At 63.0% G+C, this 21,102-nt stretch carries 18 protein-coding genes; 15 read left to right on the plus strand and 3 right to left on the minus strand.

The window, feature by feature from the left end; genetic code table 11:
* Positions 1-2 precede the first annotated feature (2 nt).
* From murG to ACLKMW_RS00760, 13 genes are all read left to right on the plus strand, one after another.
* Positions 3-1,130, plus strand: a complete 1,128-nt coding sequence (murG, locus tag ACLKMW_RS00700) for an undecaprenyldiphospho-muramoylpentapeptide beta-N-acetylglucosaminyltransferase (protein WP_415722449.1) — start codon at positions 3-5, stop codon at positions 1,128-1,130.
* The gene (gene murC, locus ACLKMW_RS00705) at positions 1,127-2,533 is read left to right on the plus strand and encodes a UDP-N-acetylmuramate--L-alanine ligase (protein ID WP_415722450.1); all 1,407 of its coding nucleotides are present in this window, start codon (positions 1,127-1,129) and stop codon (positions 2,531-2,533) included. Before murG ends, murC begins: the two co-directional genes overlap by 4 nt.
* Positions 2,530-3,495, plus strand: coding sequence for a UDP-N-acetylmuramate dehydrogenase (gene murB / locus ACLKMW_RS00710; protein ID WP_415722451.1), 966 nt, complete (start codon positions 2,530-2,532; stop codon positions 3,493-3,495). Before murC ends, murB begins: the two co-directional genes overlap by 4 nt.
* Before the next feature lie 244 nt (positions 3,496-3,739).
* Positions 3,740-4,663 (plus strand): D-alanine--D-alanine ligase, encoded by a 924-nt coding sequence (locus ACLKMW_RS00715; protein ID WP_415722452.1) that lies wholly within the window; start codon positions 3,740-3,742, stop codon positions 4,661-4,663.
* Entirely contained in the window at positions 4,651-5,586 is a 936-nt protein-coding gene (locus tag ACLKMW_RS00720; RefSeq protein ID WP_415722453.1) for a cell division protein FtsQ/DivIB, read from the plus strand. Before ACLKMW_RS00715 ends, ACLKMW_RS00720 begins: the two co-directional genes overlap by 13 nt.
* Positions 5,583-6,893, plus strand: coding sequence for a cell division protein FtsA (gene ftsA, locus ACLKMW_RS00725; RefSeq protein ID WP_415722454.1), 1,311 nt, complete (start codon positions 5,583-5,585; stop codon positions 6,891-6,893). Before ACLKMW_RS00720 ends, ftsA begins: the two co-directional genes overlap by 4 nt.
* Before the next feature lie 70 nt (positions 6,894-6,963).
* Positions 6,964-8,595 (plus strand): cell division protein FtsZ, encoded by a 1,632-nt coding sequence (gene ftsZ / locus ACLKMW_RS00730; RefSeq protein WP_415722455.1) that lies wholly within the window; start codon positions 6,964-6,966, stop codon positions 8,593-8,595.
* 274 nt (positions 8,596-8,869) lie between these two features.
* Entirely contained in the window at positions 8,870-9,817 is a 948-nt protein-coding gene (gene lpxC, locus ACLKMW_RS00735; protein ID WP_415722456.1) for a UDP-3-O-acyl-N-acetylglucosamine deacetylase, read from the plus strand.
* Positions 9,818-9,975: 158 nt separating this feature from the next.
* Positions 9,976-10,842, plus strand: coding sequence for an outer membrane protein assembly factor BamD (locus ACLKMW_RS00740; RefSeq protein ID WP_415722457.1), 867 nt, complete (start codon positions 9,976-9,978; stop codon positions 10,840-10,842).
* A gap of 10 nt (positions 10,843-10,852) precedes the next feature.
* The gene (recN, locus tag ACLKMW_RS00745; protein ID WP_415722458.1) at positions 10,853-12,526 is read left to right on the plus strand and encodes a DNA repair protein RecN; all 1,674 of its coding nucleotides are present in this window, start codon (positions 10,853-10,855) and stop codon (positions 12,524-12,526) included.
* A 207-nt stretch (positions 12,527-12,733) separates the two neighbouring features.
* Positions 12,734-14,890, plus strand: coding sequence for an NAD-dependent DNA ligase LigA (gene ligA / locus ACLKMW_RS00750; RefSeq protein WP_415722459.1), 2,157 nt, complete (start codon positions 12,734-12,736; stop codon positions 14,888-14,890).
* A gap of 213 nt (positions 14,891-15,103) precedes the next feature.
* On the plus strand, positions 15,104-15,832 hold the full coding sequence (locus tag ACLKMW_RS00755) for an AzlC family ABC transporter permease (RefSeq protein WP_415722460.1): 729 nt from the start codon (positions 15,104-15,106) through the stop codon (positions 15,830-15,832).
* Positions 15,829-16,125 carry an AzlD family protein gene (locus ACLKMW_RS00760; RefSeq protein ID WP_415722461.1) on the plus strand — a complete coding sequence of 99 codons (297 nt, stop codon included), beginning with the start codon at positions 15,829-15,831 and terminating at the stop codon, positions 16,123-16,125. The genes ACLKMW_RS00755 and ACLKMW_RS00760 overlap by 4 nt, the downstream gene beginning before the upstream one ends.
* A 12-nt stretch (positions 16,126-16,137) precedes the next feature.
* On the opposite strand, the gene ACLKMW_RS00765 is transcribed toward ACLKMW_RS00760, so the two are convergent.
* The 3 genes from ACLKMW_RS00765 to ACLKMW_RS00775 form a co-directional block, all read right to left on the minus strand.
* Entirely contained in the window at positions 16,138-17,967 is a 1,830-nt protein-coding gene (locus tag ACLKMW_RS00765) for an aminopeptidase P family protein (protein ID WP_415722462.1), read from the minus strand.
* An 80-nt stretch (positions 17,968-18,047) separates the two neighbouring features.
* On the minus strand, positions 18,048-18,920 hold the full coding sequence (locus ACLKMW_RS00770; RefSeq protein WP_415722463.1) for a 50S ribosomal protein L11 methyltransferase: 873 nt from the start codon (positions 18,918-18,920) through the stop codon (positions 18,048-18,050).
* A 52-nt stretch (positions 18,921-18,972) separates the two neighbouring features.
* On the minus strand, positions 18,973-19,551 hold the full coding sequence (locus ACLKMW_RS00775) for an SCO family protein (RefSeq protein WP_415722464.1): 579 nt from the start codon (positions 19,549-19,551) through the stop codon (positions 18,973-18,975).
* 217 nt (positions 19,552-19,768) lie between these two features.
* Here ACLKMW_RS00775 and ACLKMW_RS00780 point away from each other — a divergent pair, with 217 nt between their 5' ends.
* On the plus strand, positions 19,769-20,254 hold the full coding sequence (locus ACLKMW_RS00780) for a CreA family protein (protein WP_415722465.1): 486 nt from the start codon (positions 19,769-19,771) through the stop codon (positions 20,252-20,254).
* 60 nt (positions 20,255-20,314) lie between these two features.
* The gene (locus ACLKMW_RS00785) at positions 20,315-20,956 is read left to right on the plus strand and encodes a DapH/DapD/GlmU-related protein (RefSeq protein ID WP_415722466.1); all 642 of its coding nucleotides are present in this window, start codon (positions 20,315-20,317) and stop codon (positions 20,954-20,956) included.
* The last annotated feature ends 146 nt before the right edge of the window (positions 20,957-21,102 follow it).

A 21,102-nucleotide genomic window follows, 5' to 3' on the forward strand; every position in this document is an offset into this window, starting at 1 on the left:
CCATGAGGAGAGATGTTGCCCTACTGGCTGCCGGCGGAACCGGCGGCCACCTGTTTCCCGCCGAGGCGCTGGCGCAGGAGCTGATCGCGCGCGGCTGGAAAATTCACCTCGCGACCGATGAACGCGCCGGCCGCTACGCCGGGAATTTCCCGGCGACGGAGGTGCATCTCATTCCTTCCGCGACGCTCGGCTCGCGCAATCCCTTCAAGCTTGCCGCCTCGTTCTGGGCGATCTGGCGCGGCTTTCGCCGCTCGTCGGAACTTATCGGCAGGCTCAGGCCGCGGGTCGTTGTCGGCTTTGGCGGCTATCCGACGTTGCCCCCGCTCTTTGCTGCGACGCGTCGCAAGGTGCCGACGCTCATCCATGAGCAGAACGCCGTCATGGGCCGCGCCAACCGCGCGCTGGCCGCGCGCGTCGGTGCGGTCGCCGGCGGCTTCCTCGACGAAACGGCGAGCAGCTACGGTGCAAAGACGGTGGTGACCGGCAATCCGGTGCGGTCGACGGTGCTCGAGGCGGCAAAAATACCCTATGTCGCTTCCGGGGCGGATCAGCCATTCAACCTGCTGGTCTTTGGCGGCAGCCAGGGCGCGCAGTTCTTTTCGGATGCGGTGCCGCCGGCGATCGCCCTGCTGCCCGAGCCGGTGCGTCGCCGCCTGAAGATCACCCAGCAGGCGAGGATCGCGGATGTGAGACGCGTGCTTGGCGCCTATCGCGACCTCGGGATAGAGGCCGAGGTGGAGCCGTTCTTCACCGATATGGCAGCGCGGATTGCCGCATCGCACCTCGTCATTTCACGCTCCGGCGCCTCGACCGTTTCGGAACTGGCCGTGATCGGCCGGCCGGCACTTTTCGTGCCCTATCCCTTTGCGCTCGACCATGACCAGGCTGCGAACGCGGCAGCCCTTGCCGCAGCCGGTGGTGCCGAAGTCTATGCGCAGCACACGCTTTCAATCGAGATGCTTGCCCGCCTGATCGGCGAAGCGATCGGCAACCCCGAACGGCTTACGGCAATGGCCGAGGCGGCCCGGTCGGTTGGAAAGCCACAAGCAGTGCGGTTGCTTGCCGACCTCACAGAGGCTATTGCGGCCGCAAAGCCGATTGCGGACATAAAAAAGGATTTTCAGCCATGAAGATGCAGCAGACGATAGGCCTCGTGCATTTCATCGGCATCGGCGGCATCGGCATGAGCGGCATTGCCGAGGTGCTCTTCAACCTCGGCTACAAGGTGCAGGGCTCCGACCAGTCCGATGGAGCCAATATCCAGCGGCTTCGCGAAAAGGGCATTGAATGCTTCGTCGGCCACCGCGCGGAAAATCTCGGCAAGGCCGAAGTCGTGGTGATCTCGACCGCGATCAAGAAGTCCAATCCGGAACTGATCGCGGCGCGCGAAAAGCTGCTGCCGATCGTGCGGCGCGCCGAGATGCTGGCCGAGTTGATGCGCTTTCGCCAGTGCGTGGCCATCGGCGGCACGCATGGCAAGACCACCACCACCTCGATGGTATCTGCGTTGCTGGATGCCGGCGGTCTTGACCCGACGGTCATCAACGGTGGCATCATCAATGCCTATGGCACCAATGCGCGCATGGGCGGCGGCGACTGGATGGTGGTGGAGGCGGACGAGAGCGACGGCACCTTCCTCAAGCTGCCGGCCGATATAGCCGTGGTCACCAATATCGATCCGGAACACCTCGACCATTACGGCTCGTTCGACAAGGTGCGGGAAGCTTTTCGCCAGTTCGTGGAGAATGTGCCGTTCTACGGTTTCGGGGTGATGTGCACCGACCACGCCGAAGTGCAGGCATTGGTTTCGCGCATCGATGACCGCCGCATCATCACCTATGGCGAGAACACGCAGGCCGATGTGCGCTTTGCCCGCCATCGCATGGAAGGTGCGGTTTCGGTCTTCGACGTCGTGATCCGCGATCGCAAGACGGCCGAAGAGACGACGATATCCGACCTGCGCCTGCCGATGCCTGGGAAGCACAATGTCTCCAACGCGACGGCTGCAATCGCCGTAGCGCACGAACTAGGGCTTACGCCGGAAAACATCCGGAAAGGCTTGTCGTCCTTCGGCGGCGTCAAGCGCCGCTTCACCCCAACGGGAAGCTGGAACGGCGTCAGCATTTTCGATGATTACGGCCACCATCCGGTCGAGATCAAAGCGGTGTTGAAGGCGGCGCGCGATGCTTGCGAGGGGCGGGTGATCGCCATTGCCCAGCCGCACCGCTTCACGCGCCTGCACGATCTTTTCGACGATTTCGCCGCCTGCTTCAACGATGCCGATACGATCATGGTAGCTCCGGTTTATGCCGCCGGCGAGGACCCGATCGATGGCGTCGACTCACAGACGCTCACCTCCCGCATTCGAGCCGGCGGCCATCGAGACGCGCGCCACATCGATGGCCCGCAGGCGATCGCGCCCATCGTGCGCGAGATTGCAACACCCGGCGACTTCGTCGTTTTCCTCGGCGCGGGCAATATCACCCAGTGGGCCTATGCCCTTCCGAAGGAACTTGGCGGGGAGACGGCATGACGCGCGGCGAGGCGCTGCTTGCGGCACTTGGCGACAGGCTTGCGGGACTGCGCGGCCGCATCACGCCCGATGCCGAGATGGACAAGATCACCTGGTTTCGCGTCGGCGGACCGGCCGACCTTTTGTTCCAACCCGCCGACGAAGCAGATCTGGCGGCGTTCCTGAAGGAGCTGCCGCAAGAAATTCCGCTGATGGTAGCCGGCGTCGGCTCAAATCTTCTGGTTCGCGAGGACGGCATCCGCGGCGTGGTCGTCAGGCTGTCGGCCAAGGGTTTCGGCGAAGCCGAAGCGATCTCGCCGACGCAGATGCGCGCTGGTGCCGCAACGCCTGACAAACGCGTCGCGGCGGTGGCGCTGGAAGCCGGCATCGGCGGCTTCCACTTCTACCACGGCATTCCGGGCTGCATCGGCGGGGCGTTGCGCATGAATGCCGGTGCCAATGGCGTCGAGACGCGCGAGAGGGTGGTCGAGGTGCGAGCGCTCGACCGGCGAGGCAATGTCCACACTCTGTCCAACGCGGATATGGGCTATGCCTACCGGCACAGCTCGGCTCCCGGCGACCTGATTTTCACCTCGGCGCTGTTCGAGGGCTATGGCGAGGAGCGTGAGCGGATCAGGGCCGAGATGGATGCGGTTCAGCATCATCGCGAGACGGTCCAGCCGATCCGCGAAAAGACCGGCGGCTCCACCTTCAAGAATCCGGAAGGAACGTCGGCCTGGAAGGAGATCGACGAGGCCGGATGTCGCGGGTTGCTGATTGGCGGGGCGCAGATGTCGCCGATGCACTGCAACTTCATGATCAACACCGGCAGTGCCACCGGCTACGACCTCGAATTTCTGGGCGAGACGGTGCGCGCGCGCGTGCTGGAGCGCTCCGGTATCCGCCTGCATTGGGAGATCAAGCGGATCGGCGACTTCAAGCCGGGCCGGCATGTGCAGGAATTCCTGGGGCAGATGCTTTAGCTGTTTTCGAGCCGTGAGAGGCCGGTCAGCGGTCCTCGTCGGCCTCGGACAGGCGAATTTTTACATAAATTGAATCAACTCGAATCCGAAGGGCTTGCCACGGAATCAACTCTCTGATTCTTTGGGCTAAAGCGTTTCCTGATTTGAGTCGTTCGACGCGGTCGACGCGTTTTCCGTCTGGGGGGCAATCCACCGGAAGACTCGGATTCAATTCAGAAAAAGCACGATTGGGAAGCCCGGGACTATGACTAAGCATGTGGCCGTATTGATGGGTGGTTTTTCGTCGGAACGGCCAGTTTCGCTTTCGTCCGGAAACGCCTGCGCCGATGCGCTCGAGGCGGTCGGCTATCGAGTGACGCGAATTGATGTCGATCGCGATGTGGGTTCGGTGCTTGCCGAGTTGCGCCCCGACGTCGTCTTCAACGCCCTGCATGGTCCGTTCGGCGAGGACGGCACGATCCAGGGCATCCTCGAATATCTCGCCATTCCCTATACGCACTCCGGCGTGCTTGCCTCCGCCCTTGCCATGAACAAGGAGCAGGCCAAGAAGGTCGCCAGGGCGGCCGGCATCCCCGTTGCCGATTCGAAGGTGATGAGTCGCTTCGCGATCGGGGCCGAGCATCCGATGCGCCCGCCTTATGTGGTCAAGCCGGTAAGCGAGGGTTCGAGCTTCGGTGTGGTCATCGTCAAGGAGGATCAGTCGCATCCGCCGCAGGTGATCGCGTCTCGGGAGTGGAGGTATGGCGACGCGGTGATGGTGGAACGCTACGTGCATGGGCGCGAGCTGACCTGCGCCGTGATGGGCGATGTGGCGCTCGGCGTTACCGAGATTATTCCGACCGGTCATTCCTTCTACGATTACGATTCGAAATACGCCGCCGGTGGATCAAAACACGAGTGTCCGGCTAAAATTTCACTAAATATTTACCAAAAAATACAGACACTGGCGCTCAAGGCTCATCAAGCAATTGGGTGCCGGGGCGTTTCCCGGTCGGACTTCCGCTACGACGACCGTCATTCCGAAAATGGCGAGCTCATCTGGCTCGAGGTGAATACCCAGCCGGGTATGACGCCGACGTCGCTGGTGCCCGAAATCGCCGCTGAGGCCGGGCATTCGTTTGGCGAGCTTTTGAGTTGGATGGTGGAGGACGCTTCGTGTTCGCGTTGAAGTCGGGTCAGGTCAGGAAGACGGGGGCGATCGGTTCGAGCCTGCTCGGCTTGTCCGGTGATGGCTTCGTGCTTCCGCGCTGGCTGCGCCGTCCTGCGCGTCTTGCCGCGCGGCTCGGGCAAGGCGATTTTTCGCCGCCGCCTTTTTCGGCGACGATCGCCTCGGCCATTCTGCTGGCGTCCAGCGGTTTCTACGGCGCTTATGTCGGCGGACACATGCCGGCGGTGGTTCAGGCGATCACTGCCCGAAGCGGTTTTGCGGTCGATCAGATCCGGGTGATCGGTCATCACGAGACCTCGGAGATCGACGTCCTCGGCAGGCTGGAGCTAGACGGCTGGACCTCGCTGATCGGCTTCGATGCCGATAAGGCGCGTACGCGGGTTGCGGAGCTGCCTTGGGTTACGGATGTGTCCGTTCGCAAGATCTATCCTGATGCGCTGGAAGTGAAGATCGAGGAGCGCAAGCCCTTCGCGATCTGGCAGCATGGCAGTCAACTCGCCGTCATCGAGGAAAACGGCAATGTGATCGTGCCGTTCTCGAACAGCCGTCACGCCAACCTTCCGCTGGTGATCGGCTATGGCGCGGCGAACCATGCCTCTGCCTTCCTCGCGAAAGTCAGGAAATATCCGGAGCTTGCGGCGCGCGTGAAGGGCTACATCCGCGTGTCGGAGCGGCGTTGGGATCTTCGGCTGGAAAATGGCATCACCGTGAAGCTGCCGGAGCGCGGGGCGGATAAGGCGCTTGCCGACCTGGTGACGATGGACCGCGATGTGGGCCTGCTTTCGCGTGACATAGCCGCCGTCGATATGCGGTTGTCCGATCGGCTGGTCGTGCAATTGACGCCGGAAGCCGTCGAGCGCCGCGAGGCGTCGCTCAAGGAGGGCGCTAAAGCGCCGAAGGCCAGTGCGGAGAAGCGGATATGAGCTTGCTCGGCGGTCAAAAGGACGGTTCGGCCAGGCGCTCAGGCATCGTCACCGTGCTCGATGTCGGTTCGAGCAAGGTGTGCTGCGTCGTTGCCAGTCTGAAGCCGAGCGCGGAAAGCCACCTGCTGCGCGGTCGCACGCACCAGGCGCGGGTGATCGGCATCGGCCACCAGAAATCCCAGGGCGTGAAGTCGGGCGTGGTTGTCGATCTCGATCGTGCCGAACATGCAATTCGTCTCGCGGTCGATGCCGCCGAGCGGATGGCCGGGCTCACGGTCGATTCCCTGATCGTCAATCTGACGGCGGGCCGTCTCAAGAGTGAAGTGTTCTCCGCCACGATCAATCTCGGCGGCCACGAGGCGGGCGCCGGCGACATAAAGCGCGTGCTTGCGGCGGGCGCAAAGCAGGCGCTGAAGGCGGAACGCGAGGTCGTCCATTCCCTTCCGGTGGCGTTCTCGCTCGATGCCGAGCGCGGCGTGCGTGATCCGCGCGGCATGGTCGGCGACACGCTCGGTGTCGATATGCATGTGCTGACGGGCGATTCCGCGCCGTTGCGCAATCTCGAACTCTGTATCAACCGCTCGCATCTGTCGGTGGAGCGGCTGGTGGCGACGCCCTATGCAAGTGGCCTTGCCGCTCTCGTCGACGATGAGCTGGAAATGGGGGCCGCGTGTCTCGATATGGGTGGCGGCACCACCACGCTCTCGGTTTTCGCGGACGGGAAATTCGTCCATGCCGACGCAATCCCGATCGGCGGCCACCATGTGACGATGGACCTGGCGAAGGGGCTTTCGACGCGGCTGGAAGACGCCGAGCGACTGAAGGTGATGCATGGCTCCGCGCTCACCGGCAGTGCGGACGACCGCGACCTCGTCACGGTCCAGCCGATCGGCGCGGATGACGCGGAAGTGCCGCTGCAGGTTCCCCGTTCGGTCATGACGCGGATCATACGCGCGCGGATCGAGGAGACGCTGGAACTGCTGCGCGACCGGCTGAACAACTCGGGCTATGGCAGTGCGGTCGGAAAGCGCGTCGTGCTGACGGGCGGCGCAAGCCAGCTTGCCGGCCTGCCGGAGGCGGCGCGCCGGATTCTGGGGCGCAATGTGCGTATCGGCAGGCCGCTCGGCGTGGCGGGCCTGCCGGTGGCAGCGAAGGGGCCTGCATTCGCAACGGCGGTCGGCCTCCTGATCTACCCGCAGGTGGCGGATTTCGAAATCAGCCAGGCAAGCGGTTTTTCCAGGATGCGCATGACCGGAACCGGGGGGAAATTGTATCGCATGGGCCAGTGGTTGAGAGAGAGTTTCTAGAGTTTGACGGGGACAGCCCCATAGGCGGCCGCAGCGGCGAAGCGGCGGGAAAGGCAAAAGGACGAGAACAATGACGATCAATCTGCAGAAGCCGGACATCACCGAGCTCAAGCCGCGCATCACCGTGTTCGGTGTCGGCGGCGGCGGCGGCAATGCCGTGAACAACATGATTACGGCGGGCCTTCGCGGCGTCGAGTTCGTCGTGGCCAATACCGATGCGCAGGCGCTGACCACGTCGAAGGCCGAGCGCCTGATCCAGCTTGGCGCGCATGTCACCGAGGGTCTGGGCGCCGGTTCGCAGCCCGAAGTCGGCCGGGCGGCTGCCGAGGAATGCATCGACGAGATCATCGATCATCTGTCGAACACGCATATGTGCTTCGTCACTGCCGGCATGGGCGGCGGCACCGGCACGGGCGCTGCTCCGGTCGTGGCGCGCGCAGCGCGCGAGAAGGGCATCCTCACCGTCGGCGTCGTCACCAAGCCGTTCCACTTCGAGGGCCAGCGCCGCATGAAGACGGCCGACATGGGCATCGAAGAGCTGCAGAAATGCGTCGACACGCTGATCGTCATTCCGAACCAGAACCTGTTCCGGCTCGCCAATGACAAGACCACCTTCGCCGACGCCTTCGCGATGGCCGACCAGGTGCTCTATTCGGGTGTCGCCTGCATTACCGATCTGATGGTCAAGGAAGGCCTGATCAACCTCGATTTCGCCGATGTCCGCTCGGTCATGCGCGAAATGGGCAAGGCGATGATGGGCACCGGCGAGGCTTCGGGCGAGGGCCGGGCAATGGCCGCCGCGGAAGCCGCGATCGCCAATCCGCTGCTCGACGAAACCTCGATGAAGGGCGCCAAGGGCCTGCTGATCTCGATCACCGGCGGCCGCGATCTCACCCTGTTCGAGGTCGACGAGGCGGCAACCCGCATCCGGGAGGAAGTCGATCAGGACGCCAACATCATCCTTGGCGCGACCTTCGACGAGGAACTGGAAGGCGTCATCCGCGTCTCGGTTGTTGCGACCGGCATCGACAAGACCGCCGCAGAAATCGCGGCCGCCCCGATTGCCATTCGCGCGCCGCAGAAGCCGGTCATCCGGCAGGCCGCCCCGACGCATGAGCAGATCGCGGAGCCTCGCGCGGCCGATCCTGTCGCCGAGGCAATCCGCCAGGCCGAATCGAACGCTGCAGCCGCGCCGCGCCCGGCACCAGCGGATGATTTTCGTCCGCAAAGCAAGCTGTTCCAGTCGCCTCCACCACCAGCTCCCCAGCCGCACCCAGTGATGGCGGCGCCGGCGCCCGCGCCGGCTCCTGCTCCGGTACAGCAGCGTGAGCCGCAGCAACCGGTGGCTGCCCAGCCGAGAATGCCCCGCGTGGAGGACTTTCCGCCGCTCGTGAAGGCCACGGTAGAGGCCAGGGCGCGTCCCGCGGAGCAGGAGAGCGGCCCGATGGGCCTGCTCAAGCGCTTGACCAACGGCCTGACACGGCGTGAAGAAGAGCCCGCCCGCCTGCAGCCGGCACAACCGCGCGAACCGAAGCTGCGTCAGGCACCCGACGCCCGTCGGGTCGTCAGCCAGGACCCGCAGCTTTATGCGCCACGTCGCGGCCAGCTTGACGAGCACGGCCGGCTCGCGCCTCATGCCCGCGCACAGCAGGAAGACGATCAGTTGGAGATTCCCGCTTTCCTGCGCAGGCAGGCAAACTGAACTGTTAACGGAATTTAACAGCTATTAACGGGCGGGCGTTTCAGCGCCTGCCCGTTTTGGTTAAAAGACAAGGAAAACAGGAGCTTGAATAGAAATACGCATGCCGTTTCCCGTAACATGGAGTAAAAAACCGTGATTTGGAGTCTTTCGGGCGCGTCACTATCCTTATATGCACATCGACTCGGCGCTTGGGAATCTTCGGGGAGGCGTTCCTACCCGCCGTTATTTTCCGCGCTCCGTCGAGCTGGTGCGCCGGGCCAGAGCTAGCGGGCGCATGGGGATTCATTTGCACGAATATCAAACGACTCTGAAATCGCGTGCAACGCTTTCGGGCTTCGGCGTGCATAGCGGCAAACCTGTATCCATGCACTTCCTGCCGGCCGATGCCGATACCGGTATCGTGTTCCAGTATGCGGGTGAGGGTGCGGCGCGTAGGGAATTGCGCGCCCTCTTCTCGGAAGTCGGCAGCACCGATCTCTGCACCATGTTGGGTGATCCCGCAGGCCACCACGTGGCAACCGTCGAGCATGTGATGGGAGCGCTGCTCGGCATCGGGGTCGACAATGTCGTGATCGAGATCGACGGCAGCGAGGTGCCGATCCTCGACGGCAGCGCCGCGGCTTTCGTCGAAGCGTTCGACCAGGCCGGCCTTGAAATGCTGCCGGTCAAGCGCCGCTATATCCACGTTCTGAAGCCGGTGCGAATCGAATCCGGCGCGTCATGGGCCGAGTTCCGGCCCTATGTCGGAACGCGCTTCGAAGTGGAGATCGATTTCGAGACGCCGGCGATCGGCCGCCAGTCTTTCGCCGCCGACATCAACGCCGAAACCTTCCGCAAGGAGATCGCGCGCGCCCGCACCTTCGGCTTCATGAAGGATGTCGAGCGCCTCTGGGCCGCCGGCTATGCCCTCGGCTCGTCGCTGGAGAATTCGGTGGTTATCGGCGACGACGGGCGCGTCATCAACATGGAAGGCCTCCGCTATCCGAACGAATTCGCGCGCCACAAGCTGCTTGATGCAATGGGAGACCTTGCGCTTGCGGGCGCGCGCTTCATCGGCTGCTTCCGCTCCTATCGGGGCGGGCACAGGCTCAACGCCGCTGCCCTGCGGCGACTTTTGTCCGACGGATCGGCCTTCCAGATCGTGGAGACGCGTCGAGAGCGCGGGCGCTCGTCCGAGATGATCGCCGTCAATGCGCCGGCCAATGCGCCGTGGGCGCTTTAGGCCGGTTTCTCGGACCTGCAAATCCACAGTTCGATCGAGGCTGCGGCAAGGACTGCCACAAAAATGCGCCATTGCCGGATGATAGCGTTGCCGAGCGAGCGCAGTTGTGGTCTATGACTGCGGCCATCGAGTATAATCCGAAAGGGCAGAGTCCTATTATGGTTTTCCAGCGAGCTGCACAGTCGAGACAACCGGCGCGCGCTGCCCTGATGACGTTGTCGGTGCTTTGCGCGCCGCTTCTGCTTTCGGCCTGCATGTCAAAGGAAAGCGATCTGGATCTCTCGACCTATGTCGAGCAGACCGAACCGGCCGATGTGCTTTACAACCAGGGTCTGGCGAATATGAACGCCGGGCGGCTGAAGGAAGCGAGCCGCAAATTCGCGGCGGTCGATCGCCAGCATCCTTATTCGGAGTATGCCCGCAAATCGATGGTGATGGGCGCGTTTGCCAATTATCGGCAGGGCAATTACGACGATGCGATCGGTTCGGCCAAGCGCTACCTGGCGCTTTATCCGTCGAGCGAAGATGCAGCCTATGCGCAATACATTATAGGTCTGAGCTATTTCCGCCAGATTCGCGACGTGACGCAGGACCAGAAGGAATCGCGCCGCGCCATCGAGGCGATGCAGGAAGTGGTCGATCGCTGGCCCGATTCCGAATATGTCGAGGACGCCAAGGAAAAGGTGCGCTTTGCGCGCGACCAGCTCGCCGGCAAGGAGATGCAGATCGGACGCTACTATCTGGAGCGCCGTGAATATATTGCCGCCATCAAGCGCTTCCGTTACGTCGTCGAGAACTACTCCAACACTCGTCATATCGAAGAGGCGCTCGCCCGCCTGACGGAAAGCTATTACGCGATGGGTCTGACCAACGAGGCGCAGACCGCAGCAGCGGTGCTTGGCCACAACTACCCCGATAGCCAGTGGTACAAGGATTCCTACAAGCTCCTTCAGACCGGCGGTCTGGAACCACGCGAGAACGCCGGCTCGTGGCTGTCCAAGGCCGGAAAGCTGATCACCGGCTGAATGGCGAGCGATGCTCTCCAGGCTTTCGATCCGCGATATCGTTCTGATCGAGCGGCTGGACATTGATTTTTCATCCGGCCTGTCGGTTTTGACCGGCGAGACCGGCGCGGGAAAATCCATTCTCCTCGATGCATTGTCGCTGGCGCTTGGCGCCCGTGGCGATGCGCAGCTTGTGCGCCATGGCGCGGCGCAGGGCCAGGTGTCGGCGGTCTTCGACGTGCCGCGCAACCATCCGGCCCGCCAGATACTCAACGACAATTCGCTCGATGACGATGGCGATATCATCCTGCGCCGTGTGCAGACGGCGGACGGGCGCACACGTGTCTTTGTCAACGACCAGCCATCAAGCGTCGCGCTGATGCGCGATATCGGCCGCGCGCTGGTCGAAATTCATGGACAGCATGACGAACGGGCGCTGGTGGACGCGGGTGCGCATCGCGATCTTCTCGACGCCTTCGGCGGCCATTTTGGCGAAGTGCGGGCCTGCGGCGAGGCCTGGCGTTTCTGGCGTGGCTGCGAGCAGGAACTGGCGCGTCATCGCGCCAAGGTCGAGGCCTCGGCACGCGAAGCCGATTATCTGCGTGCGGCCGTGGCCGAACTGACGGAGCTTGATCCGCAACCGGGCGAGGAAACGGATCTGGCGGATGTTCGCAACCAGATGATCCGGGCCGAAAAGATCGCCAGCGAGATCCAGGACGCGCAGGACATTTTGTCGGGCGCCAACTCGCCGCTGCCGCAACTGGCAAGCCTGCTCAGGCGCCTGCAGCGCAAGGCGGGAGAAGTGCCTGGCCTGCTCGACGAAGTCGTGCAATCGCTTGACGAGGCAATGCTGTCGCTGGACGCCGTGCAATCCGGTGTCGAAACGGCTCTGCGGGCCACCGAATACGATCCGCAACGGCTGGAGAAGGCCGAGGAGCGGCTGTTTGCGCTGCGCGCCGCCTCGCGCAAGCACAATGTGCCCGTTGACGACCTTGCTCGGCTGCGCGACACCATGGCCGACGACCTTGCCGATCTCGATGCCGGTGAAGGGCGTTTGCACCAGCTTGAGAAGCAGGCTGTCACGGCGCGCGACACTTATGACGAGGTTGCTGCCCGGCTTTCCCAATTGCGCCAGGCTGCAGCAGTCGCTCTGCGCAGTGCGGTAATGGCGGAATTGCCGGCGCTCAAGCTCGAGCGTGCGGATTTCATCGTCGAGTTCAGCAGCGAACCCGATAATCGCATGCAGGAAGGTATCGACCAGATCGAATTCTGGGTGCGAACCAATCCCGGCACGCGGGCAGGTCCGTTGATGAAGATCGCATCCGGAGGCGAGTTGTCGCGCTTTCTGCTGGCGCTGAAGGTGGCGCTTGCCGACCGCGGCTCGGCGCCGACGCTGGTGTTCGACGAAATCGACACGGGCGTGGGCGGCGCGGTGGCCGACGCAATCGGCCAGCGTCTGGCGCGGCTCGCCAATCGGGTCCAGGTGCTGTCGGTCACGCACGCGCCGCAGGTGGCGGCACGCGCCGACACGCATTTCCTGATCGCGAAATCCGGCAGCACCGAGCAGGTCTCCACCAGCATCGCCGAAATGGACCTCGGCTCGCGTCAGGAGGAGATTGCGCGCATGCTGGCGGGCGCCAGCATCACAGACGAGGCGAGGGCGGCGGCCGAACGCCTGCTGCGCGAAAATGCCGGCGCTTCCTGAGCGTTGGATTTCCTGCAGAATGCGTGCTCTTATCCACCCCCCTCTGGCCTGCCGGCTATCTCCCCCGCAAGGGGGGAGATCAACAGTTTCAGCGTCGCCACCCGTTCTGCACCTGGCGCGCGCCGACACATAGCCGATCTTCCCTCTTGAGGGGGAGATGGCTGGCAGGCGAGAGGGGGTGTGAGGTGCACAGCGAAGGTCTTTGAAATGGCGTTTGAAGACAAATCAATCGATTTGCTGACTCCCCAGGAGGCCGAAGCGGAGCTGGCCCGGTTGGCGCAGGAGATCGCGGCTCATGATCGCCGCTACCACGGCGAGGATGCTCCGACGATCTCGGACGCTGAATATGATGCGCTGAGGCTGCGCAATGCGGCGATCGAGGCGCGATTCCCAGAGCTGATGCGTGCCGATTCGCCGTCGCTGAAGGTGGGCGCGGCACCCTCGGCGACGTTCAGCCCGGTCGCCCATTCGGTGCCGATGCTTTCTCTCGACAATGTGTTTTCCGATGCGGACGTTGTCGACTTCGTCGCCAGCGTCAGGCGATTTCTCGCCTTTCCGCCAGACCGGGAACTGGTGTTTACGGCGGAGCCGAAGATCGACGGCCTGTCGATGTCGTTGCGCTATGAGCGCGGGAGGCTGGTGACGGCGGCAACAAGAGGCGACGGCACTACCGGCGAGAATGTGACGGCCAATATCCGCACCATCGGCGAAATCCCGCAGCAATTGCCGAAGGATGCGCCCGATGTCATCGAGATACGCGGCGAGGTCTATATGCGCCGCGACGATTTCATCGCACTCAACCAGCGGATGGCCGAAACCGGCCGGGTCTTTGCCAATCCGCGCAATTCGGCGGCCGGCAGTCTGCGCCAGATCGACCCCGAGGTCACGCGAACGCGGCCGCTGAGGTTCTTTGCCTATGCGTGGGGCGAAACCAGCGAACAGCTCGGCGAAACGCAGTTCGATATCGTGCGCCGCTTCGCCGATTGGGGTTTCACGATCAATGATGGAATGGTGCGCTGCAATTCGATCGAAGGGATTCTTGCGCATTACAAGAGCATCGAGGCGACGCGGGCGCAGCTGCCCTACGATATTGACGGGGTCGTCTACAAGGTAGACCGGCTGGATTTGCAGGCGCGGCTCGGGTTTCGCTCGCGCAGCCCGCGCTGGGCGACGGCGCACAAATTCGCCGCCGAAAAAGCGACCACCATCCTGACCGGCATCGACATCCAGGTCGGGCGCACCGGGGCGATGACGCCGGTGGCAAGACTCCAGCCGGTTACGGTTGGCGGTGTGGTGGTAACCAATGCCACGCTGCACAATGAGGACTACATTCGCGGTATCGGCAGCAGCGGCCAGCCCATCCGCGAGGGGCGCGACATCCGTGTCGGCGACACCGTGCTGATCCAGCGCGCCGGCGACGTCATTCCGCAAATCCTCGACGTCGTGCTTGAGAAGCGGCCTGCGGATGCGGTGCCTTATGTCTTTCCCGACCGCTGCCCGGCTTGTGACAGCCATGCGGTGCGCGAGGAAGGCGAGGCGGTGCGGCGCTGCACCGGCGGGCTGATCTGCCCGGCGCAGGCGGTGGAGCGCCTGCGCCATTTCGTTTCGCGCGGCGCCATGGACATTGAAGGGCTGGGCGAAAAGCAGATCGCGTTCTTTTTCAATTCCGAGGACCCGGCGCTGCAAATCCGCTCGCCGGCCGATATCTTCACGCTAAAGGCCCGGCAGGAAAAATCGCTGACCAAGCTCGAAAATGTCGATGGTTTCGGCGCGACTTCGGTGAAGAAGCTCTACGCAGCCATCGACGAGCGTCGCAATATCGAGTTTTCGCGTTTCCTCTATGCACTCGGCATCCGCCATGTGGGAGAGACCAATGCGAAGCGGCTCGCCCGACACTATGTGAGCTTCGCCGCGTTTCGCGAGGCGAGCGAGGCGGCCGTGTTGCCGCAGGACAAGGGCGACAAGGGCAACGCCGCCTGGCAGGATCTGAATGGCGTTAACGGCATAGGCGCGATCGTGGCGGCGGCCGTGGTCGAATTCTTCGCCGAGGATCACAACCGCCGGGCGGTCGATGCCTTGCTCGAGGAGGTTACACCGCTCGACGAGAAGGCGGTCGGCGCGGTCTCGACGCCTGTTTCCGGAAAGACCGTCGTTTTCACCGGGTCGCTTGAAAAAATGTCTCGTGACGAGGCCAAGGCCATGGCCGAACGGCTGGGCGCCAAGGTGGCGGGCTCGGTATCGAAGAAGACGGACCTTGTGGTGGCCGGGCCGGGCGCAGGCTCGAAGCTCAAACTGGCGACCGAACTCGGCATCGAGGTCATCGACGAGGATCAATGGTTCGAGCGGATCGGCAATGGCTCATAAAGGCCAGCGATCGGTTCGACGCGATATTTCATTTCTCCTGATCACTCGCTCAAGCGAATTCATAGGACAGGGCGGCCGGGCTGCACTACATGAATCTGGTTCCCGGAAGGGATCGGAATGCATGCGGTTTTCCCGTTGGCATTCGGCTTGAGCTTAAAGAAATCAACCGCGTTCAAGGCCTGGATCGAGTTGACCCGAGGCGGCGGAGAAGCCATGTCAGTCGAAGCGATATCCGAAAGTGGAAAAACCAGCGAGTTCTGGCGCGGCGCGCGCATAGCCCTACCGGTGGTGGTGGCTCTCTTTCCGTTCGGCATCCTCTATGGAGCGCTTGCCCTGGAAAATGGCTTCACCGTTTTCGAGGCGCTGCTGATGAGCGTTACGATCTTTGCCGGCGCCAGCCAGATGGTCGGCATCGAGCTGTTCGGCCAGCAACTGCCGCCGTGGCTGATCGCGTTCTCGATCTTCGCCGTCAACTTCCGCCATATTCTTTATTCGGCGGCCATCGGCCCGCGCATTCGGCATTGGTCGTTCGTGCAAAAGGCCGTCGGCTTCTTCTTCCTCTCCGATCCGCAGATCGCCGAGGCGGAGACGAAGGCGGAGCGCGGCGAGGAAGTCACCTTTGCCTGGTATATGGGCATCGGCGTGGCGATCTATGTCGGCTGGGTCATCGAGTCGGCACTTGGCGCGATGTTCGGCCAACTGCTTCCGGACACCCATGCCCTTGGGTTGGATTTCCTCCTGGCTATTTATTTTCTCGGTCTCGTTATGGGCTTTCGCAAGCGGCCGCTCTGGCTGCCGATCGTCGTCGCCAGTTCGATAGGCTCGATCGTCGCCTATAAGTTCGTAGGCTCGCCTTGGCATGTGTCGATCGGGGCGATGGTCGGCATCCTTTTGGCAGTGGCCATGCCGCCCAAAAAGGCTGAAGGGAGCGATCGCCCATGAGCACGACAGTCTGGATCATCCTTGCCGGGGCGGCGCTGACCTATCTGACCCGGGCAGGCGGCCATCTGGTGCTGTCGCGTTTCGACAACATCCATCCGCGCGTCGAGGCCGGGCTTAACGCCGTGCCGGCGGCGGTGCTTACGACATTGGTGGCACCGGCAGCACTGTCGGCCGGGCCGGCCGAGTTGATCGCGCTGCTGGTCGCCGGCGTCGTTGCGTTGCGTGGCGGCATGATGACGATGTTCCTGACCGGCGCCGCGACCCTGATCGTCTTGCGCCATTTCATCGGATAAGATTCGCCGCAGCTATTTTATCGGCGCGGTCGCCTGTTCCAGCCATTTCAAGGTCTCACCATCGACCATCGGGCCGATCTCGGCCAGCACGCGGGCATGGTAGGCATTCAGCCAGGCAAGCTCATCGGCTGTAAGCATGTCTGCCCGCAGCAGGCGGCGGTCGAATGGCGCCAGGGTCAATGTCTCGAAGCGGTGCATCGGCAGGTCGCCGCTCGGTACGGGTTCAGCCGCAGTCACCAGGATCAGGTTTTCCAGCCTGATGCCGTAGTGGCCTTCCTTGTAGTAGCCGGGCTCGTTTGACAGGATCATGCCTTCGAGCAGCTTTTCGGTCCCGGTCTTGGCGATACGTTGCGGGCCTTCATGAACGGCCAGATAGGAGCCGACGCCGTGGCCGGTGCCGTGGGCATAGTCAAGACCGCGCTGCCAGAGCGCATGGCGGGCGATGGCGTCTATATCGGAACCGCGTGTGCCGACTGGAAAGCGCAGCGTCGAGATGGCAATCAGGCCCTTCAACACAAGAGTGTAGCGTTCGCGCATCTCTTCGGTCGGCTGGCCGATCGGCACCGTGCGGGTGATGTCGGTGGTGCCGTCCTGATATTGCGCACCGGAATCGAGCAGGAAAAGCTCGCCCTGCCCAAGCTTCCGATTGGTCTTGCGCGACACGCGGTAATGCATGATGGCGCCGTTGGGGCCGGCGCCGGCAATCGTATCGAAGGAGACGTCGCGAAGCGGCATCTGCGTTTCCTCGCCGACGCGACGGCGGACACCCTCAAGTTGGGTCACGACCTTGATTTCGTCGAGCGAGCCGGGCTTTTGCGCGTCGAGCCAGCACAGAAGTTTGGAAACGGCAGCACCGTCGCGGCGATGAGCGGCGCGCGTGCCGTTGATTTCGGCCTGGTTCTTGGTAGCGCGGGGCAGGCGGGCCGGATCGGGCTCGCTGATCACCGTGCCGCCATTATCCGCGACGAGTGCACGCAGCCTTTCAGCGGCCAGCACCGGATCGAGTGCGATCTTGCCGCCGGCCTTGGCCAGGTCGATGACATCGGCTCCCAGTGCGTCGGGCGCCCGGAGTTCGGCAAGCTGCGTGAGGTAGGCTCTGACGGTGCGCGACAGCTTTTTCGGGTCAAGAAACAAGCGATGCGTGCCGTCAGCCGCGAGAATGGCGAAGCCGAGCGCCAGCGGCGTGTGCGGCACGTCGGCGCCGCGGATGTTGAACGCCCAGGCGATCGATGATGGGTCGGTCAGTACCGCGTGACTGGCCCCCTTGCGGGTCAGTGTTTCGGCAAGGCGGGCAAGTTTGTCCTTTGCCAATTCCCCGGCAAAGGCAATGGGGTGGATTTCCACCGGTTCGGCCGGCGGCCCGGGCTGATCGGTCCAGATCTCGTCGATCGGGTTGCGGTCGAGCGGAACAAGCGTCGGCCCTGCCTTTTCAGCGGCCTTGGTGAGCGCTGCGATATCACCCACAGTGTGAAGCCAAGGGTCGAAACCGAGCCGCGCACCCTTGGCGAGATTGTCCTCGATCCAGGATGGAGGCGGATTGTCGATCAGGCTTTCGATGGTGAAGATATTGAGATCGACCTGCTCGCGCACCTGCAACTGATAGCGGCCATCCACGAAGATGAAGGCGCGGCTAGCCAGCACGATGGCCACGCCCGCCGAACCGCTGAAGCCCGTCAGCCAACGCAGCCTTTCGGAGTGTGGCGCGACATATTCGCCCTGGTGCTCGTCGGAGCGCGGCACGAGGAAGCCGTCGAGATCATGCGCCGCAAGCCACTCACGCAGCTTGGCGATGCGGGCTGCGGCGGTGGTCGGGTCGCTTGCGGAATCGAAGCTCTGGAACATGATGCCTTGCCTTTGCGTGCCGGTCCGGATCGCGGGAACCTACCTGCGCCGCCGGCCGCTTGCAACGCGGCGGCTAGCGTTCAGCGCTTGAGGTGAAGCGTCACCCAGCCTTCGCGGGCAAGCGTGCTGACGTGGCGAAAACTCTGCCCGACATAGGCGGCAAGCACGGCGTTGCGCTGACGCTCCAGAATGCCCGACAGAATGAGTGAGCCGCCCGGCACCAGATGCCGTGCCATCTGCGGCGCCAGCTTCATCAGCGGACGCGCCAATATATTGGCGACGATGAGTTCGAATGGGCCGCGTGCCGCAAAGATCGGGTGATGAAAGCCGGGCGCCGTATGGGTTTCAACCAGGGCGGCAACGCCGTTCAGCCGGGCGTTGTCGCTCGCGACCCTTGTAGCGATCGGGTCGATGTCGGTTGCAAGCACCGGGATGCGCAGGAGCTTTGCCAGCGCGATCGCCAGTACCGCGCTGCCGGTGCCGAGATCGAGCGCGTTCCTTGGGCGCTCGCGGCCGGCGACCATCTCGATCATCTCCAGGCACCCCGAGGTGGTGCCGTGGTGGCCGGTACCGAATGCCAGGCCGGCCTCGATCTCGATGGCAAGTTCTCCAGCGCGGCGGGCCTGGCGGTCGTGCGAACCATGGACGACGAAGCGCCCGGCGCGCACCGGCTTCAGCCCTTCCAGCGACAGCGCCACCCAATCGATGTCGGGGAGGACCTCGCGTTCGATCTTGTTGTCGAGCGACAGGCCTGCGAGCGCCTGGCGCATACGCTCCTCGATTTCCTCGACCTCGCTATCGGCGTAGAGCGACACTTCATGGATGTCGCGGTCCTCGTCCAGTTCACGGACGGCCAGCGGAAACCCTTCTTCTTCGAACGCCAGTTCAAAGGCTGCAAAAGCGCGGTCGGCGTCGGTGCGTCCGACCGTCAGATAGAGGCGTGTCTGGCTCATGTGCTTCGCGATCGGATGTGAGGTGTGGAGACAGACCCCACTACTGACCGTTTCAGCCTTTATCTGCAAGCCGTTTCAGCTTGGCGAGCGCGGTGTCGCCGCTTTCCCCATAGGCGATCGTGCCGGCGAAATCGCCGCGCCCGTTGAGAAGCAGCACGGATGCGGTGTGATCCATCGTGTAGTCGCTGCCCTCCAGCGGCACCTTGCGCGCATAAATGCCGAAGGATTTCGCCATCGCCTCGACCTTGGCGGGCTCGCCGGTGATGCCGGTGATGCGGTCGGAGACATTGCGGACGTAAGTGTCGAGAATCTCCGGGGTATCGCGCTCAGGGTCGATGGAAACGAAATAGGCCTTGATGTCGCTTCCGTCGTCGCCGAGCTTCTTCAACCAGGAATCCAGCTCGACCAGTGTGGTGGGGCAGACCTCCGGACAATGGGTGAAGCCGAAGAACACGGCGCTCGGGTGGCCGCGAAACGCCGCTTCGGTGATCGGCTCGCCTTTCTGGTCGACGAGCGTGAACGGCGCGCCGAATGGTTCGCCGCCATGGCGGGCGCGATACCAGTCGAATGTCAGCCAGGCGACGCCGGCTGCCATCAGAACGAGTATGCCGACCAGGATTGTTCGCATCATGATGTCATTCCGTTTGGGGCACGATCGCGTCTTATACGGATCATGCATGCGGTCCGCCGCCAATTGGCTCCACTGCCGGACCTTAATTGGGACTGGCGGTTGATGAAATGGGCCATGTTGCCGCTGGCCGGCAATGCTTTGGTCGTTGTTTACGCTTGCAAGGGTCGTCCTGCCGCCCCAACTGTTGCGTGTGGCAACCGGATTCAAGGAGAGATGCATGCGCCGCTTGCTTATCGGTATCACCGCATTGTGGGCCGGCGCTACAGCTCCGGCCTTGGCGCAGGAAGTCGGCAAGGTCGGCGTGGACTGGCTCGGCAACGATATCGTGATCGAAGCCGTGAAGGACCCGGCGGTGGATGGCGTGACCTGCCACGTCTCCTATTTCGATAGGGGCATGGTCGACCGGCTGCAAAAAGGCAACTGGTTCGAGAACCCATCGGACTCGTCGATTTCCTGCCGCCAGACCGGCCCGATCACCATAGGCAAGATCGACCTCAGCGAGGAAGGGGAGGAGGTGTTCAAGCAAAGCATCAGCCTGATCTGGAAAAAGCAGGTGGTGAACCGAATTTACGACAAGAAGAACGACACGCTGATCTATCTCTCGCACTCACGCCAGGTGCAGGACGGCTCGGCGAAAATGGCGATCACAACCGTTCCGCTCTATGGGCAGAACGTGGTGTGGACCGACGGCAAGCCGCAATAGTTGTCGGCGCCTTACGGTGCCGAGCTTGCGAGGTGCCACGCTTCGACGTAAACGGCGCGCATGACCCAGGCCGACGATCTTCGTTTCAAGGAGCCGGAGCCGCGCATCCATCCGACGGCGGAGCTGAAGTCCTGTCGGCTCGGCCGCTATGTGGTGATCGGTGAACGTGCGATCCTGCGCGAGGTGAGCGTCGGCAACTTCTCCTATTTCGAACGCCATGGCGAGGCGATTTACACCACGATCGGCAAATTCTGCTCGATTGCCGCCAATACACGCATCAATGCGCTTGAACATCCGATCGAACGTATCACCAGCCACAAGGTGAGTTATCGTCCCAACGAGTATTTCCGCTATCTGGGCGTCGATGGTGCGTTCAGGCAAAGGCGGCGGCAGAAATCCGTGACCATCGGCCATGACGTCTGGGTGGGGCACGGTGCCGTGATCCTGCCGGGCGTTGCCATAGGAAATGGTGCGGTCGTCGGCGCGAATGCCGTGGTGACGCGCGATGTCGCTCCCTACGAGATCGTGGCCGGCGTTCCGTCGAAGCGGCTGCGGCTGCGTTTTCCCGAGAAAATATCGGCGCGGATCGAAGCGCTTGCCTGGTGGGATTGGCCGCTCGACCGCCTCGTGGATGCCATTCCCGACATGCAGTCGATGACCATCGAGGCGTTTCTCGACCGCTGGGAACGTCGAGCCGATTGAGCGCCATCGCCGGGCGAAACTTCAATTCTCCGCTGTTTTGTCGTCCGGTCGTGGCGGCGGTAACCATCTGTCTTAAGGTAAAAGATTAGGGTTAAGAAAAGGAAAACAGGTTGTATTGATCTGAAATTGCACTTCCTGATTGTATA

It is taken from the genome of Borborobacter xinjiangensis, from assembly GCF_047739745.1.
Classification (GTDB): domain Bacteria; phylum Pseudomonadota; class Alphaproteobacteria; order Rhizobiales; family Rhizobiaceae; genus Pseudaminobacter.

Coding starts and splice junctions, on each gene's coding strand:
- murG (WP_415722449.1), top strand. CDS start 3: ATGAGGAGAGATGTTGCCCTACTGGCTGCCGGCGGAACCGGCGGCCAC.
- murC (WP_415722450.1), top strand. CDS start 1,127: ATGAAGATGCAGCAGACGATAGGCCTCGTGCATTTCATCGGCATCGGC.
- murB (WP_415722451.1), top strand. CDS start 2,530: ATGACGCGCGGCGAGGCGCTGCTTGCGGCACTTGGCGACAGGCTTGCG.
- ACLKMW_RS00715 (WP_415722452.1), top strand. CDS start 3,740: ATGACTAAGCATGTGGCCGTATTGATGGGTGGTTTTTCGTCGGAACGG.
- ftsA (WP_415722454.1), top strand. CDS start 5,583: ATGAGCTTGCTCGGCGGTCAAAAGGACGGTTCGGCCAGGCGCTCAGGC.
- ftsZ (WP_415722455.1), top strand. CDS start 6,964: ATGACGATCAATCTGCAGAAGCCGGACATCACCGAGCTCAAGCCGCGC.
- lpxC (WP_415722456.1), top strand. CDS start 8,870: ATGGGGATTCATTTGCACGAATATCAAACGACTCTGAAATCGCGTGCA.
- ACLKMW_RS00740 (WP_415722457.1), top strand. CDS start 9,976: ATGGTTTTCCAGCGAGCTGCACAGTCGAGACAACCGGCGCGCGCTGCC.
- recN (WP_415722458.1), top strand. CDS start 10,853: ATGCTCTCCAGGCTTTCGATCCGCGATATCGTTCTGATCGAGCGGCTG.
- ligA (WP_415722459.1), top strand. CDS start 12,734: ATGGCGTTTGAAGACAAATCAATCGATTTGCTGACTCCCCAGGAGGCC.
- ACLKMW_RS00755 (WP_415722460.1), top strand. CDS start 15,104: ATGTCAGTCGAAGCGATATCCGAAAGTGGAAAAACCAGCGAGTTCTGG.
- ACLKMW_RS00760 (WP_415722461.1), top strand. CDS start 15,829: ATGAGCACGACAGTCTGGATCATCCTTGCCGGGGCGGCGCTGACCTAT.
- ACLKMW_RS00765 (WP_415722462.1), bottom strand. CDS start 17,967: ATGTTCCAGAGCTTCGATTCCGCAAGCGACCCGACCACCGCCGCAGCC.
- ACLKMW_RS00770 (WP_415722463.1), bottom strand. CDS start 18,920: ATGAGCCAGACACGCCTCTATCTGACGGTCGGACGCACCGACGCCGAC.
- ACLKMW_RS00775 (WP_415722464.1), bottom strand. CDS start 19,551: ATGATGCGAACAATCCTGGTCGGCATACTCGTTCTGATGGCAGCCGGC.
- ACLKMW_RS00780 (WP_415722465.1), top strand. CDS start 19,769: ATGCGCCGCTTGCTTATCGGTATCACCGCATTGTGGGCCGGCGCTACA.
- ACLKMW_RS00785 (WP_415722466.1), top strand. CDS start 20,315: ATGACCCAGGCCGACGATCTTCGTTTCAAGGAGCCGGAGCCGCGCATC.